Source organism: Treponema bryantii (assembly GCF_036492245.1).
Classification (GTDB): Bacteria; Spirochaetota; Spirochaetia; order Treponematales; family Treponemataceae; genus Treponema_D; species Treponema_D bryantii_C.
In genome coordinates this window covers 3,035,135-3,051,361 of sequence record NZ_AP025286.1, presented here as the reverse complement: position 1 = coordinate 3,051,361, position 16,227 = coordinate 3,035,135, and the positions used below count along the sequence as shown (strand labels likewise).

The following is a 16,227-nucleotide window of genomic DNA, read 5'->3' as shown; positions in this document are numbered from 1 at the left end:
GTGTAGTAATTTCTTCAACGTATGTTTTCAGAAAAAGTGGTCTGATTGACACAAAATAACCAAAGTAGTATAAAAATAGAAACGGCAAAGAGGTCGTAGATAAGACTTTGTGCAAATTGCACGAGGTGTTGTCTACGGCCTCTTTTTTTGCCTCGGAGGTTATATATGTGTGGCTTTGTAGGAGCATTTGATTTAAACAGCGGTAGTGCACCGATTGCGGAGGGCTTGAAAGAAGAACTTCGCGCGCAGGTTCTGGAGATGTCTAAGAAGATTCGTCATCGTGGGCCGGACTGGAGCGGCGTGTACACTGGTAATAATGCTATCCTGAGTCACGAGCGTCTTTCAATCGTAGACCCTCTCAGCGGAAAGCAGCCTCTTGTAAGTGATGATGAAAAGATTATTCTGGCTGCAAATGGCGAAATCTATAATCACAAGGAAATCCGTGCCAAGTTTGAAGGCAGCTATAAATTCCGTACAGGAAGTGACTGTGAGGTTATTATTCCGCTGTATAAAAAATACCGTGAGAGCGGCGACTTCACAAAAATGATTGAAGAGCTTTCTGGTATTTTCGCCTTCGCGCTTTATGATTCAGAGAACGATGTTTACCTCATTTCGCGCGATGAAATCGGAGTAATTCCATTGTATCAGGGCTGGGACAAGGCCGGCCGTTATTATGTAGCCAGCGAGCTCAAGGCTCTCGAAGGCGACTGTCAGACAATCGAAGAGTTTCCGAACGGACATTACTTCTACTCAAAAGACGAGAAACCAACCCGCTGGTATCACCGTGACTGGGAGTCCTTCGATGCAGTAAAGAACGCACCTAAAGCAACAGACGACAAGGGTGAAGTTATAAACCCAAGTGTAATCGAAAAAGTTCGCAACGGACTCGAATCTGCTGTAAAGGCACAGCTGATGTCCGACGTTCCATACGGCGTTCTTCTTTCTGGCGGTCTCGACTCATCAATCATCGCAGCTGTAACTCAGAAATACAGTAAAAAACGAATTGAAACAGACAGTAAGGAAGCAGCCTGGTGGCCACAGCTCCACTCATTTGCAGTTGGACTCGAAGGTTCTCCAGACCTCATCGCTGCACAGAAAGCCGCAGATTATATAGGAACCGTTCACCACGAAGTTCACTTTACAATTCAGGAAGCCCTCGATGCTCTTCCAGATGTAATCTATCATATCGAAACTTACGACATCACAACTGTTCGTGCCAGCACCCCTATGTACCTGCTTGCGCGCGTAATCAAATCTATGGGAATCAAAATGGTTCTTTCGGGCGAGGGTAGTGATGAGCTTTTCGGCGGATACCTTTACTTCCATAAGGCACCAAACGCTCAGGAGTTCCACGAAGAGCTCGTACGTAAAATGAGCAAGCTTCATCTTTACGATTGTCTCCGTGCAAACAAGTCTCTTATGGCCTGGGGTGTAGAAGGCCGTGTTCCTTTCCTTGATAAAGATTTTATTGATATTGCAATGGGCTTGAATCCATCAGATAAAATGAACATCAAACTGCCGGACGGCAAACAGCGCATGGAAAAATGGATTTTGCGTAAAGCCTTTGAAGACCTTCTTCCAGAAAGCATTGCATGGCGTCAGAAGGAACAGTTTAGTGACGGTGTAGGCTATAACTGGATTGATACTCTTAAAAAGATGACAGAAGAAAAAGTAAGCGATGCAGAGTTTGCACGCCGTGAAAACCGTTTTCCTGTAAATCCTCCAAAAACAAAAGAGGAATATTATTACCGCGAAATCTACAGCCGCCTCTTCCCAAGCGACAGTGCAGCCCGCTGTGTACCACACGAAGCCGGAGTTGCCTGTTCAACGGCTAAAGCACTTGAGTGGGATGCAGCCTGGAAGAACATGGACGAGCCTAGTGGACGTGCCATTGCCGGGGTTCATGACAAAGCTTACTAATCTATATACTTAAAGCTTTCATTGACGGAAGCGGCTTTTCCCTTGATCTGAAGGAATTCATGAGCAATAATCGGATCAAAGTGAATGCCGCTTCCTTCGTATATTATCTTAAAGGCTTCTTCATAAGACATTGGAGATTTATAAACTCTCGGCGAAACCAGTGCATCAAAAACATCTGCAATTGCCATAATTCTTGCACATAAAGGAATTTCACTTCCCTTCAGATTATCAGGATAACCAGTTCCATCCCATTTTTCATGATGATATTTTGCAATATTGGCAGTAATGTCTATGTATTCCGGATCTTCATAGCCATCCATAATTTCATGTACGATACGACCGCCTTCCGAAGCATGTCTTTTCATTTGAGTAAATTCATCATCTGTCAGATAACCAGGCTTTTTTAAGATTGCATCAGGAACAACGATTTTTCCGATATCATGCATAGGTGCTGCACGTTTTAAAAATCTTACATAACGTGGATTAAGGATTTCTGAATAATGATTGTTTTTCATTAACTGAACCGCAAGAAGTTCAACATAAGCTCTTGTTCGTCGAACATGTTCGCCTGTATCTTCGTCGCGGTTTTCAACAAGGTTGGAAAGACTTTCGATTGTGTGATTCTGCATCTTGATTACAGCGAGCTTAGAACGTTCGATTTCAGAAAGTTTTTCCTTCAACTCATTTTCTTTTTCATCAAGTTCAACTTCAGTATAATCCAGAGAAGTTTCCAGCCTGTGGTTTTCGAAAATAACCATTATCAGAAAAGTGATGGAATAGCCTGTAGTAATAAGATATAGTCCATGTTGAGTTAACTGAATAATCTGGGCAATCTGCGGAAATAATACAAAGGAAAGAATTGTAGCTACTCTCTGAGCTTTCAGAGTCTTTCGATTTGATATGAGATATATAATCATTAGAACATAAATCAAAGCTTGAAGAGAATAAGGAATAAAAATTAAAGGTCCGTACTCTTTTGAATTATCTGCATGAAGTACATAATACGCACCAGTAAAAGGTGTTAAAATCAGGAAAAAACTAAAGACAATGGTTATAGCAAGCAGAGAAATTGTAAGAGCTTTTTTGAAGCGGTTTTGATTAAGATAACGAACAAAAAAAATTATCGTTATATCGATAATTGCAAAAACTGCAAGGTACATAATAAAAATCGCAATTGAGCATATTATGTAATATACAGTTCCTGTTTTTGTTCTGAAAAGCAGATAGCAGGTATGCGCCACAGCCAGAATAATGTTTGAAATTACCATCCACTTAATCCAGTTTTGCTGTTTAGTTATGGTATTGCGGCGTAAAGCAATTGAGATAATTAGAATAATGCCCAGAAATATATTATAAATATTCAGGGCGATGTTTACAGGTGTCATTTTTTTTCTTCTCTCCGATATGTTCTCACACCCAATTATAAATTATATCATGGTATTTAGAGATTTTTCAAATAAAAAGTATTACCATAAAAATACTTCAGGTGTTTTTGTTTCTTTTTATAGAATACTTGACTATGATTATAAAAATTCATTATTATTAAAGAACTAAACGGCAAAGAGGTCGTAGATAGAATTTCGGATTTAACGAGATTGTGTCTACGGCCTTTTTTGTTTTTAGATATTTTATCTCAAAGTCGGCAATGGGGCTGCGTGTACAGAAATAGAAATTCTGTGCGTGCGGCCTTTGCTTTTTTCTGGAGTATGACGAAGATGAAAACTTTATACGAGCCAAGTTTTGAACACGACAACTGTGGAATTGGAGCTGTAGTTAATATTGATGGAAGTAGGTCACACAAAATTGTGGACAACGCTCTGAGTATTGTTGAAAAACTGGAACACCGCGCAGGTAAAGACGCGAGTGGTGAAACAGGAGACGGTGTTGGAATCCTGGTTCAGATTAGTCATGATTTTTTTAAGAAGGAAGCTGCTGACCTTGTTGGAAAACTCGGTGAACGTGAATATGGAATTGGTCAGTTCTTCTTTCCTGCTGATGGTGCAACCCCAGAAAAAGCCCGTTTCGAAACCTGCGTAAAAACTGAAGGACTTAAGTTCCTTGGCTGGCGTAAGGTTCCTGTAAAGGCAGAAGTGCTCGGTAAGAAAGCCCGCGACTGTATGCCGGAAATCTGGCAGGGATTTGTTGAGAAGCCTGCTGATTGTGAGACGGGGATTGAGTTTGACCGCAAGCTTTATATTGTGAGACGTGAGTTTGAAAAAGCCGATGCCGCTCATAAGACCTACGTTTGTTCTTTGAGCAGCCGTACAATCGTTTACAAGGGAATGTTCCTCGTACACGAACTTCGTACTTTCTACAACGACCTTCAGTCTGCTGATTACGCTTCAAGCCTTGCGATCGTACACTCACGCTTTTCTACAAACACACAGCCAAGCTGGCAGCGTGCTCATCCAAACCGCTTCATAGCACACAATGGTGAAATCAATACAATCCGCGGAAACGTAGACCGTATGCTTGCCCGCGAAGAAACTGTTGAATCAAAGAAACTTTCCGGCGACCAGATGAAAAAAGTTCTGCCTGCTGTTGACACAACTGGTTCAGACTCTGCAATGCTCGACAACACACTCGAGTTCCTTTTGATGAATGGAGTTCCTCTTCCACTCGCAGTTATGATGTGTATTCCGGAGCCTTGGAAGCACGATGACAATATGCCTTCCCTCAAAAAAGATTTCTATCACTACTGGGCAACCATGATGGAAAGCTGGGACGGTCCTGCCGCAATCCTGTTCAGTGATGGTGACCTTCTTGGTGCAACTCTGGACCGCAACGGACTTCGCCCAAGCCGCTACTATATTACAAAAGACGGAATGCTTATCCTCAGTTCAGAGGTTGGTGTTCTCGACATTCCAGAAGAAAATATCAAAATTAAATCACGCCTTCAGCCGGGCCGCATTCTCCTCGTAGATACAGTTCAGAAAAAAATCATCAGCGACGAAGAATGTAAAAATCAGTATGCAAACCTTTATCCTTATGGCGAATGGATAGATATGAATCTTGTTCATCTTGCTGATCTTAAAATCCCTAACAAAAAGATACCGGTTCACACACTTGAAGAACGCAACATTTTGTACCGCGCATTTGGCTGGAATTACGAAGATGTAAACGAGATGGTTCTGCCAATGGCAAAGAATGGTGTTGAGCCTACAGCAAGTATGGGTGTTGATACACCTCTCGCTGTTATGAGCGAAAAGCATCCAAGCCTCTTCAGTTATTTCAAGCAGCTGTTCGCTCAGGTAACAAACCCTCCAATCGACAGCCTCCGCGAAAAAATTGTAACAGACACAACTGTTTACGTTGGAACTGATGGAAACCTTCTCGAACCAACTCCAAAGAACTGCCGTGTACTCGAAATCAATAATCCAATTCTTACCGGTACAGACCTCATAAAAATTGCAGCCCTCAATCAGCCCGGCTTGAGATCTAAAACTCTTTCGATTTTATTTGAAGTAGGAGGGGAAAGCCTTCCCCTCGCTCCAGCCGGCGAGCCGTCTTCCGCTACCCCTTCTAGCGGGGACACCCCGCAACGCCCCGCACTTGAACGTGCCCTCGATAATCTCTTCTCTCAGATTGACGCTGCTTACGCCGAAGGCTACAACATCATCATCCTCAGTGACCGCGGTGTAGATAAAACTCATGCTGCTATTCCTGCAATTCTCGCAACCTCTGCTGTTGAACAGTACCTCATCCGTACAAAGAAGCGTACTGCCGTTTCAATCATTCTTGAAACTGCCGAGGTTCGTGATGTTCATCAGGCTGCAATGTGTCTGAGCTACGGTGCGCGTGCAATCAACCCTTACCTTGCTCACGAGGCAATTTCCGAACTCATCGATCAGAAGCTTTTGGACAAGGATTATCACACAGCTATCGACGACTACAACAAAGCAATCATAAATGGAATTGTAAAGATTGCCGCAAAGATGGGAATCTCTACAATTCAGTCTTATCAGTCTGCTCAGATTTTCGAAGCAGTTGGTATTGCATCTGATGTTGTTGAAAAATATTTTACAAATACAGTAAGCCGCGTTGGTGGTGTAAGCCTCAAGGAAATTGAAGAGGATGTACGTTACCATCACGACCAGGGCTTTGACCCTGCCGGTCTTACAGTAAACCAGCACCTCGATTCCTTCGGTAAGCACAAGTTCCGCCGCGGTCCTCAGGCAGAAAGTCACCTTTATAATCCTGAGACAATCGTGGCTCTTCAGCAGGCAACACGTAACGGAGACTACGCACGCTTTAAGGAATACACAGCTCTTGTTGATTCAAATGATCATCCTCATACTTTGCGTGCAATGCTCGACTTCAACTATGAGTCTGGCAAAGAGATTTCAATTGATGAAGTAGAAAGTGTAGATAAAATTGTAAAACGCTTTAAGACCGGTGCCATGTCTTACGGTTCAATTTCTGAAGAAGCTCACAAGTGCATGGCAGCCGCTATGAATCACCTTCACGGAAAATCAAACTCTGGTGAAGGTGGAGAAAAGCCAGAGCGCCTAGGTACAGAATACAATTCAGCTATCAAACAGGTTGCCAGCGGCCGCTTCGGTGTTACAGAAGAGTATCTCCTGAGCGCACAGGAAATTCAGATTAAGATGGCCCAGGGAGCAAAGCCGGGCGAGGGTGGACACCTTCCTGGTAAAAAGGTTTACCCTTGGATTGCAAAGACACGTTATGCAACTCCTGGTGTAGCCCTCATTTCGCCACCGCCTCATCATGATATTTATTCTATTGAAGACCTTGCACAGCTGATTTACGATTTGAAAAACGCAAACCGCGCCGCACGTATCTCGGTAAAACTTGTAAGTGAAGCCGGTGTTGGTACAATTGCTGCCGGTGTTGCTAAAGCCGGTGCTCAGGTAATTTTGATTTCCGGACACGACGGTGGTACCGGTGCTGCACCTATCAGTTCAATTCACCACGCAGGTTTGCCATGGGAGCTTGGTCTTGCAGAAACACATCAGACTTTGATTCAGAATGGACTTCGTGGTCGTGTTGTAATTGAAACTGATGGTAAACTTATGAGCGGACGCGACGTTGTAATTGCGGCTCTTCTTGGTGCTGAGGAATTTGGTTTTGCAACTGCTCCTCTTATTTCTATGGGATGTTCTATGATGCGCGTGTGCCAGCTGGATACCTGTCCGTTTGGTGTTGCAACTCAGAACGAAAAGCTCCGTGCTAAGTTCCCTGGAAAACCAGAGTACGTTGAAAACTTCATGAAGTTCATCGCACAGGAAATGCGCGAGATTATGGCAAAGCTCGGAGTTCATTCTGTGGAAGAACTCTGCGGTCGTACAGACCTTCTCAAGCTCAAAGACAAGCAGGGCTTCAAGAGAGCCGGCCTCGTAGATATGAGCCGAGTACTTGCAACTTCAGCCGAAGACAAAGATGCCTGGAAATCAGACCGTTCTCTCTTTAATTTCGAACTCGAAAAGCGCATCGACCTCACAAAGCTTGTTCCAGATTTCGAAAAAGGAAAGACAGAAGATGCAATCGATATCCAGTCAACCGATCGAACGGTAGGAACAATTCTCGGTTCCGAAATCCAGAAGAAATTCGGTAACACTCTTGCCGACGATACATACTGCGTAAACTTCAAGGGTGGAGCAGGTCAGAGCTTTGGTGCCTTCATTCCTAAGGGACTCACACTCCGTCTCACAGGCGATGCCAACGACGCCTTCGGTAAGGGCTTGAGCGGCGGTAAACTTGTAATTACAAAGCCGGCAACCTTCGACGGTGCAGCTGACAGCAATATAATAGTAGGAAACGTAGCTCTCTTTGGTGCAACATCAGGTACAGCCTTTATCAACGGTGTAGCCGGTGAACGCTTCTGTGTTCGTAACTCAGGTGCGACAGTTGTAGCAGAAGGCTGTGGTGACCATGGCCTTGAATATATGACAGGTGGAACTGCAGTAATTCTTGGTGGAACTGGAAAGAACCTCTGTGCCGGAATGAGCGGTGGTGTTGCTTATGTTATGGATGAGAACCACGACCTCTACAAACGTCTCAATCATGAACTGGTTAAGATGTATGCCCTCGATGATGAGACAACAACTCTCAGTGGTACAACAGACGAAGCCCGTCTCCACGCTCTCATCGAACAGCATGCAAAAGAAACCGGCAGTGAACGTGCAAAGGCAATTCTTGCAGACTGGGACAATATGAAGTCAAAGTTCAAGAAAATCATTCCTAACGATTACCTTCGCATCATGAAGGAAATTGCAGAGCAGGAAAAGACAATTTCTGATCACGAAGAAGCAGTTCTCGCAGCTTTCAGAAAATGTACTGCTTAGGAAATTGGGCGGATACCCGAATTCGGTAAATATTTAGACTTTAATATAACAAAAAATTACTACCAAATTCACGAATTTGGTAGTAATTTTTTAATATGCAGTATAGGAACGATAAAAACGGAAATCCAATCTCTCTTTTAGGCTATGGTTGTATGCGTTTTACAACCAGTATGGGCGCCATCGACATTGATAAGGCTGAAAAAGAAATTATGGAAGCTTACAATGCCGGTGTTAATTATTTTGATACCGCCTATATTTATACGGGTAGTGAAGCAGCCCTCGGAACCATCGTTAAGAAAAATAATATCCGCGATAAAATAAAAATTGCGACAAAGCTTCCTCAATATCTTGTAAACAACAATGCTGCCCTCGACCGTTATTTTAATGAAGAACTTTCGCGCCTTCAGACAGATTATGTTGATTATTATCTCATGCATCATCTAACAGATTATGTTGCCTGGGAAAATCTGAAAAAGAACGGCGTTCTCGACTGGATTGCAGAAAAGAAAAAATCCGGTGCCATCAGAAACATTGGTTTTTCTTTCCACGGCGATACAGAAATGTTTATGAAGATTCTTCATGATTATGACTGGGATATTTGTCTTGTTCAGTATAATTATCTTGATGAATTTGCTCAGGCTGGACGTGTAGGTGTAGAAGAAGCTCACCGCCTCGGTATACCAGTTTTGATAATGGAGCCTTTGCGCGGTGGAAAGCTCGTAGACCTTTTACCAGAAACTGCAAAAAAGATGATTAAGGAAAATCCTCGTGGCTGGTCTCCTGCAGAGTGGGCTTTCCGCTGGCTGTTTAATCAGGAAGCTGTTACCTGTGTTTTAAGCGGAATGAATTCAATCGAAATGATTCAGGAAAACTGTCGTGTTGCAAGCGAAGCTAAAGCCGGAGAGTTTACACAGGATGATATTGATTTCCTCGAAAAAATCAAAAAAGAAATCAACTCTAAAATGAAGGTTAATTGTACTGCCTGCCGTTACTGTATGCCTTGTCCTAAGAATGTTGATATTCCTGCAATCTTCCGTTGCTACAACGAAATGTATACAGAAAGCAAACATTCAGGCCGCTGGGAATTTGCGCAGACTGTAGGGCTCCGTAAACAGAATCAGACGGCAAGTCAGTGTATAGGCTGCGGTAAATGTGAAAAGCACTGTCCTCAGAATATTGCAATACGAGAAGAATTAAAGAAAGCAGACAAAGCTCTTCTTCCAATCACTTATAAAATCGGAATTGCTGTAGTGAAGAAGTTTCTGTTAAAGAAATAAGATTAAAGATATTTCTTTTCGTATTCCTCAATCGGAATAGGCTTGCTGTAATAGTAGCCCTGAATGACTTCACAGCCGAGGCTGCGCAGTTTGTCTACCTGAGCCTTTTGTTCTGCACCTTCTGCAAGGCAGACAAACTTGAGTTCTTTTGCAAGAGAAATAATATGGCGAATGACAGTGAGATCTTTTTCACTGTCATCAACTGAGCCAACCTTATCAACAAAGCTCTTGTCAATTTTGAGGGTATCGAGCGGCATCTGGGTAAGCAGTGAAAGAGAAGAGTAGCCCGTACCAAAATCATCCATAGAAATCTTAAAGCCTTTTGAACGAAGCTCGTTAAGAATGAAGATAATTTGTTTCATGTCATCATAGCTGGCGCTTTCTGTTAATTCAAAATCAATATATTTATGGTCTACACCGTAGGAATCAACAATGCCGGTTAGATAATCAATCAGATTATTGTCGTACATGCGGGTACGCGAAAGGTTTACCGAAATCGGATAAAGCTCACGACCTTCCTTCTTCCATTCAGCCAGAGCAGCGCATACTTTTGAAAGAACAATATCGTCCACCTTGTCGATTGAGCCATCCTTTTCAAAGAACGGAATAAAACGGTATGGAGGCATAAATTCCTTATTCTTATAATTCCAGCGGATAAGTGCTTCTGCACCTTTTATCTTTTCCTGATTGATATCAAACTTTGGCTGAAGATAAACAACAAATTCATCATTCTTAATCGCCGTATCAAGATAAGCCTTTATGTAATTTCCCCACAGAATATCATCATGCATCTTATCGGTATAAATCGTAATGTCTGTGTGGTTAGAAGTCTGGCCTAATGACTGCGCCAGTTTTCCTGCATCAGCAACTCGGTTTCCGGAAAGCATTGCACGCTGCATTGGAACAACACCACAGCGGAAGTAGATTTTGTAATCAGGAGCTTCTTCGATATGCGAAAGTTTTTCAAAAAAGTCATTCAGAAATTCAATTGTCTGATCATCTGGCATATCTTTAATCATCATTGCAAAATTGTCGTTGTGACATCTTGCGCTGGCGTAGATATATTCTGATTCTTTCATTGCAGTTGATATGTTGGAAAGCACTTTATTCGCTGTAATATGACCGTAAACTTCATTTAATACACGGAACTCTTTAACATCAAAATGTACAAAAGTATAATCCTTAATTCCTGCAATCATTGGCATTTCAAGGAATGGCAAAAGATGATTCCAGTTCTGATGCTTTGTAATCGGATCAAGGAAAGCCATTTCATATAGAAACTTTTTATCAAAGGATTCTATGTCATCATTGATAATATTACTTGCCCATTCCTGATTGAGCTTCCATTCATAGAGAATTCTGATTTTCTTACTTCCAGGGAACACTCCGATTACACCTGGATTCTGTTTAATGGACAAGTCGCTGAAGGCTCTATGTGCATAATCCTTCTTTGCAACCTGTTCAAAAATCTGATGAATAGAATTGATATCTATTTCTATTTCATTATCTATTTCGATGGAATAAAAAAATGCCTCATCAAGAATAAGTGATTTAAGATTTTCTGGATAAGAGATTCGGTCATCATCCAGTCGGTATTCAATTCCAATTACTTTGTCGATATGACTGTCGTTTCCGTTGCGGGAAATATAGAAAATTCCAGGATAATCATAAGTTCCAAAGGCGTTTGCATGGTTACCAATTTCATCATTCAGATTGCCACGATAGAAGTTATGAATATCTTCATCACTAGCATTCTGATAAAAGAGAATTCGTTTTGGTTTGTAGAGCTGATTTAATTTATTGATAAACATTTTAACACCCCGTTTTTATCCTGCTTTTATTGTAGCGCACGAAATCATTCTTCGCCAGTTTTTTTTTAATACATACAGTTTTTGAGATTACCGATTTTTGTATTTTAAACATTCTTAAGTGTTATTATTGGGTCATAAATGGGCTATAAACGAAAAATGCCCCTTTTTGAAAACTGAAAATGGGTAAAAATGATTTTATGGCAAAATAAAAATGTCTTATAAACTTGAAAATACCCCTTTTTAAAATAAAAAATGGGTAAAAATTACGTTAAAGCGTTAAAATCCTCTTGCAATAAAACCTGTATGTCAGTAAACTCACTACGTAATTTTTTAGGGGGAAGCCTAAGGGTAAACCCCTAATCAGGAGTATTATATGTCTAAAAAGGCAAAACGTATTGAAGATTCAGAAGAATACTTCAACAGACTTGATCAGTACTGGCGTGCAACTAACTATCTTGCAGCTGCCCAGCTTTACATGAAAGAGAATCCTCTTTTGAGAAAGCCTTTAACACGCGATCAGGTAAAAACAAAAATCGTTGGTCACTGGGGTACAGTTCCAGGCCAGAACTTTGTGTATACTCACTTGAACAGAGCTATCACAAAATACAACCTCGACATGATTCTTATTTCAGGTCCAGGACATGGAGGAAACTTCTTCGTAGCTAACTCTTATCTTGAAGGTTACTATTCAGAGGTTTATCCAAACGTAAGTCTTGATGAAGAAGGTATGAGCCGTCTCTGCAAGCAGTTCTCATTCCCAGGTGGAATCTCAAGCCACGTTGCACCAGAAACTCCAGGTTCTATCAACGAAGGTGGTGAGCTTGGTTATTCTATCGCTCACGCATTCGGTTCTGTATTTGATAATCCTAACCTTATCACAACTTGTATCGTAGGTGATGGTGAAGCAGAAACTGGTCCATTGGCTACAGCATGGCATTCAAACAAATTCCTCAATCCTGTAACTGACGGTGCAGTTCTTCCAATTCTCCACCTCAACGGATATAAGATTTCTAACCCAACTGTATTTGCCCGCATTTCTAAGGATGAAGTTAAGAGCTTCTTCCACGGATGCGGATGGGAGCCAATCTTTGTTGAAGCTGCTCCAGATACAGATCACATGGAAGTACACCACGCAATGGCTGCTGCTGTTGACCGCTGTATCGAAAAAATCCAGAAGATCCAGCGCGATGCACGTGTAAACGGAAAGACAGAACGCCCATTCTGGCCAATGATCGTTCTCCGCACACCAAAGGGATGGACAGGTCCAAAGTTCAACGATAACGGCGATCCAATTGAAAACTCATTCCGTGCACACCAGGTTCCAATCGACCTCACAAAACCGGATCCAAACGAAGCAAAACACATGAAAGAGCTCGAAGCATGGCTCAAGTCTTACAAACCGGAAGAACTCTTTGACGAGAACTACCGCCTCAAGGCTGAAATCCAGGCTATCGCTCCAAAGGGTGAACACAGAATTTCTGCTAACCCACATGCAAACGGTGGAAACCTTCTTAAGGACCTCCGCACACCTGACTTCAAAAAATATGCTCTCGAAGTTAAAACTCCTGGTAGCGTAAAAGCTCAGGATATGAAAGAGCTCGGAAACTATATCCGCGATGTTCTTAAGCTCAATGAAGACAACAAGAACTTCCGTATCTTCGGACCAGATGAGTCTATGTCTAACAGACTTTACGCTGCATTCGAAGCTACAAACCGCGACTTCAACGCAGAGATCCTTCCAACAGATGATAAGCTGGCTCACAACGGCCGTATCATGGACTCTTACCTTTCTGAACATATGTGTGAAGGATGGCTCGAAGGTTACCTCCTTACAGGTCGTCACGGATTCTTCGCAAGCTACGAAGCATTCATTCGTATCATCGACTCAATGGCTTCTCAGCATGCAAAATGGCTCAAGGTTTGCTCACAGCTCAAGTGGCGTGCACCAATCGCATCTTTGAACCTCATCCTTACATCAAACGTATGGCAGCAGGACCACAACGGATTCACACACCAGGATCCAGGCTTCCTCGATCATATTTCTAACAAAAAGGCTGATGTTGTACGTATGTACCTGCCGCCTGATACAAACTGTCTTCTTTCTACATTCGACCACTGTATTAAGAGCAAGAACTACGTAAATGTAATTGTTGCTTCTAAGCACCCAAGCTGCCAGTGGCTCACAATGGATCAGGCAGTTAAGCACTGTACTCAGGGTATTGGTATCTGGGACTGGGCTTCTAACGATGATGGTCAGGAACCAGACCTCGTTATGGCTTGTTGTGGTGATACACCAACTCTCGAAGCTCTTGCTGCTACAACAATCCTCCGCGACAATATTCCAGATCTTAAGATCCGTTTTGTAAACGTTGTAGACTTGATGAAGCTTCAGAGCGATCATCAGCATCCACACGGACTCAGCGAAAGCGAATACAATGCATTGTTCACAAAGGACAAGCCAATTATTTTCGCATTCCACGGATATCCAAAGCTGGTACACGAGCTCACATATCTTCGTGAAAACCGCAACCTCCACGTTTACGGATACCACGAAGAAGGTACAATCACAACTCCGTTCGACATGCGTGTACAGAACAAGATTGACCGCTTTGACCTCGTAAAGGCTGCATTGCAGTACCTGCCACAGCTCGGAAACAAGTCTAGCCACCTCGTTCAGAAGATGAATGATACACTCGTTGCTCACAAGCAGCACATCTCAGAACTCGGTGAAGATTTGCCAGAGGTAGTAAACTGGAAGTGGCACACACCAGAAACTAAATAAAAAAGTTTGAATATATAACTTAAAAAAGTTTCAAGATGACCTCATATTTTATGGGGTCATCTTTTTTTATTGTTTTTCGTTATTACAGATTATCTTGAATTGACCATATACTTATTAATCTAATAGAATGTAAATATACAAAAAAAGAGAAAGCTGAAATGTGGCTTTCGGGAGTTTAAAATGTTTGGAATTAAATTCAGTTCTTTTGATTCGATGACCTATGTAATTCATTACAGTAAAGGTAAGATTAAGCGTGAAGGAAGAGGTTTGTCTTTCTTTTATTATAAGCCGTCTTCTTCTTTGACAGCGATACCGTTAGGAACTCGAGATGTTCCTTTTATTTTCAAGGAAACTTCAGAAGACTTTCAGGAAATTACAGTTCAGGGCCAGATAACTTATAATATCTCTGATCCAAAGGCGCTTTCCGAAGCTCTCGATTTTACTGTAAATGCAAATAAACGCCCTCGCTTTGAAAAATTTGAGGTTCTGGAACAGCGATTGAATAATGAAGCCCAGACAGCAGTTTCTTCATATATTCAGGGAAAGAAATTAAAGGAAGGACTTCGTTGTGCTCAAGATATTTCTGCAATCATTCAGGAAAATCTTTTGAATTCAAAGGCAGTAAAACTCCTTGGAGTTCAGATTCTTTCGGTAGAAGTTCTTGGAGTTTCTCCATCACCTGAAATGGGAAAAGCACTTGAGACAGAAACTCGTGAGGCCTTGCAGAAGGAAGCTGATCAGGCTGTTTACGAAAGAAGAAACTTTGCAGTAGAACAGGAAAGAAAAATTCGTGAGAGTGAATTGAATACAGAAATTGCGGTAAAAGAAAAACAGAAGCAGATTGATAAGAAAACAGCTGAGCTTCAGCTTGAAAAAGCCCAGACTGAGCATAAGCTTAGAGATATGCAGATTGCTTCTGATATCGAGATTGAGGAAAAGAAAAAGACTCTTACAGATATGCAGGCTGAAAATATCAAGAAACAGGCTGATGCAAAGGGCTATGAACTTGAAAAAACTCTTGCTCCATATAAGAATCTTGACTGGCATATCCTCATGGCAATGAATAATAACGGTCTTTCTGCTGCAGATAATCTTGGTCTTGCATTCAGAGAACTTGCAGAGAAATCTGAAAAAATTGGAAATCTCAACATTACACCAGATCTTTTAAAATCACTTATCGATCGTGATGATGAATAGAAATGAAATTAGAGAATGCTGTAATTATCACAAATAAAACAAGGCTTGAGTCTTTAATTGAGAGATTCAATACTAAAGCTCAGGCTAAGTTTTATATTGAGCATAGTGGCGGAGATTTTTCAGATTATGAACAGGAGCATATGATTTTCAAGGAATCACTTGCTGCTGTTGTCGAAAAATTGTCCGTGAATTTTAAGTGTAAAGTAATAGACAGAAGTTATCTCCCGAATTATATTTTTTCAGAAAAGGATCTCCCTGTTGTTGTGGGACAGGATGGCCTTGTTGCAAATACTGCAAAATATGTAAAAGGTCTTCCGATATTTGCAATTAATCCAGATAATTCCAGATATGATGGAGTTCTGCTTCCGCATAATATGAAAAATTTTTCTGAAGAAATCCCAAGAATCATTTCTTCAAGGTTTAATTGTGATGATATAACGATGGCAAAGGCAACATTGAATGATGGCCAGACTCTTCTTGCTTTTAATGATTTTTTCATTGGTCCTGCATCACATATTTCTGCCAGATATAAAATCACTTTTGGAACAGAAAATGAAAATCAGTCATCGAGTGGAATTATTGTTTCTACAGGTGCAGGTTCAACCGGTTGGTTGAGTTCAATCTGTAAACAGGTATCTGGAATGTCTAATAAGCGCACTGAAATAGATATGACCTGGGATCAGGATCAGCTGTTTTTTGTTGTGCGAGAACCTTTTGAAAGCAAGTATTCAGATGCAAATATAGTTTCAGGTTATGTTGATGAAGCACATCCTTTAATTATTGAATCTTTTATGCCGCAGAAAGGTGTTATTTTCAGTGATGGTATAGAAAAGGATTTTCTGAATTTTAATTCCGGGGCAATTGTAAAAATCGGGCTTGCTGATACAAAGGCCCATATTATTGTGTAAGTGACAACTGGCATAACTTGACAACAA

Annotated in this window: 8 protein-coding genes; 6 read left to right on the top strand and 2 right to left on the bottom strand. The window is 41.5% G+C overall.

Going from position 1 to position 16,227, the window contains the following annotated elements; genetic code table 11:
• Positions 1-165 precede the first annotated feature (165 nt).
• The gene (asnB, locus tag AABJ44_RS13345) at positions 166-1,920 is read left to right on the top strand and encodes an asparagine synthase B (RefSeq protein ID WP_338369542.1); all 1,755 of its coding nucleotides are present in this window, start codon (positions 166-168) and stop codon (positions 1,918-1,920) included.
• Here asnB and AABJ44_RS13340 read toward each other — a convergent pair.
• The gene (locus AABJ44_RS13340; protein WP_338369541.1) at positions 1,917-3,305 is read right to left on the bottom strand and encodes an HD domain-containing phosphohydrolase; all 1,389 of its coding nucleotides are present in this window, start codon (positions 3,303-3,305) and stop codon (positions 1,917-1,919) included. The two genes, asnB and AABJ44_RS13340, sit on opposite strands and share 4 nt — an antisense overlap.
• Before the next feature lie 330 nt (positions 3,306-3,635).
• Here AABJ44_RS13340 and AABJ44_RS13335 point away from each other — a divergent pair, with 330 nt between their 5' ends.
• Together AABJ44_RS13335 and AABJ44_RS13330 are read left to right on the top strand one after the other, a co-directional pair.
• On the top strand, positions 3,636-8,225 hold the full coding sequence (locus AABJ44_RS13335; protein ID WP_338369540.1) for a glutamate synthase-related protein: 4,590 nt from the start codon (positions 3,636-3,638) through the stop codon (positions 8,223-8,225).
• 95 nt (positions 8,226-8,320) lie between these two features.
• A complete protein-coding gene (locus tag AABJ44_RS13330; protein ID WP_338369539.1) occupies positions 8,321-9,502 on the top strand; it encodes an aldo/keto reductase in 1,182 nt (393 codons plus the stop codon).
• 2 nt (positions 9,503-9,504) lie between these two features.
• Here the strand turns inward: AABJ44_RS13330 and AABJ44_RS13325 are convergent, their stop codons facing one another.
• Positions 9,505-11,313, bottom strand: coding sequence for an EAL domain-containing protein (locus AABJ44_RS13325; RefSeq protein ID WP_338369538.1), 1,809 nt, complete (start codon positions 11,311-11,313; stop codon positions 9,505-9,507).
• 373 nt (positions 11,314-11,686) lie between these two features.
• Between AABJ44_RS13325 and AABJ44_RS13320 the strand changes: the two genes are divergently transcribed.
• The 3 genes from AABJ44_RS13320 (at position 11,687) to AABJ44_RS13310 (ending at position 16,200) form a co-directional block, all read left to right on the top strand.
• Complete coding sequence (locus tag AABJ44_RS13320; RefSeq protein ID WP_338369537.1) at positions 11,687-14,095, top strand: phosphoketolase family protein; 2,409 nt, start codon at positions 11,687-11,689, stop codon at positions 14,093-14,095.
• A 180-nt stretch (positions 14,096-14,275) separates the two neighbouring features.
• Positions 14,276-15,292: an SPFH domain-containing protein gene (locus tag AABJ44_RS13315; RefSeq protein ID WP_338369536.1), complete on the top strand. Its 1,017-nt coding sequence runs from the start codon at positions 14,276-14,278 to the stop codon at positions 15,290-15,292.
• A 2-nt stretch (positions 15,293-15,294) separates the two neighbouring features.
• Positions 15,295-16,200 (top strand): diacylglycerol kinase catalytic domain-containing protein, encoded by a 906-nt coding sequence (locus AABJ44_RS13310; protein ID WP_338369535.1) that lies wholly within the window; start codon positions 15,295-15,297, stop codon positions 16,198-16,200.
• The last annotated feature ends 27 nt before the right edge of the window (positions 16,201-16,227 follow it).